This is a genomic window from Streptomyces sp. AC627_RSS907 (genome assembly GCF_019049165.1).
The window spans coordinates 64,970-65,928 of sequence record NZ_JAGMUE010000291.1 but is presented as its reverse complement, the minus strand read 5'-3'; the positions used below and the strand labels follow the sequence as shown (position 1 = coordinate 65,928).

Annotated in this window: 1 protein-coding gene; it reads left to right on the top strand. The window is 70.4% G+C overall.

The window, feature by feature from the left end; translation table 11 throughout:
• Window positions 1-379 precede the first annotated feature (379 nt).
• On the top strand, window positions 380-959 hold a 580-nt coding region (locus tag KUM32_RS35345), incomplete at its 3' end, for a LuxR C-terminal-related transcriptional regulator (protein ID WP_217146021.1).

Here is a 959-nt window from a genome sequence, read left to right as displayed (position 1 = left end):
CGCGGCCCGCAGTCACGCTAGGCCCGGCCGCCTCCCCCCCTTCCCCTCCCTTCCCCTCCCTTCCCCTCCCTTCCTCGCCCTCCCCTCTTCTCCCCCTCTCACCCCCGCATTTCGGCACTTGGGTCCACCGGGCGTGAGAAACGTTCCGTCACTTTGTCGACACGGCCACATTCGGCCATGTATCGACAAAGTGCGAAACCGTTCGATCTTCGAATGATCGACCGCGTGTCCGAATTGCTCGGATTGTTACTCACCAGATCGTGATCATTCCCTAAAGGCGGACGGGTTCGGTGCCGAAGACGACTGTGACCTTGAAAGCACGGTTCGTCCCGGCTTCACCCCCAGGAGCCGGCCCCGTCCCGCCACCCCAGGAGGCCTGGTGTCCGTTCTCCTCGAGCAGCCTGCAAGCCTGGTCGCCTACCGCCCGAACAAGCCGACCGCCATGGTGGTCGTGGCCGACCCGCGCGTCCGTTCCACCGTCACCCGCCATCTGTGGGCGCTCGGTGTGCGCGACGTCATCGAGGCCTCGTCCGTCGCGGAGGCTCGTCCCCGCATCGGCAACCCCCGCGACATCTGCGTCGCGGACGTCCATCTCCCCGACGGCTCGGGCCTGACCCTGCTGTCGGAGACCCGCGCCGCCGGCTGGCCCAACGGGCTCGCCCTGTCCGCCGCCGACGACATCGGGGCCGTACGCAACGCCCTCGCCGGCGGCGTCAAGGGCTACGTCGTCACCGGTACCCGCACCAACGTCGGGCTCCCCATCCGGCCGGGCGCCGCCCCCATCGGCGCCGCCGCCGCCCGCCTGCACCGCCGCCCCCCGGGTGCCCCGAGCCACCCGGGCGGCTACCGCGAGCTCTCCGGGCGCGAGGTGGAGGTGCTGCGACTGGTCGCGGAGGGCCAGTCGAACAAGGCGATCGGCGTCTCGATGGGCCTGTCCGCCCTGACCGTCAAGAGCCACC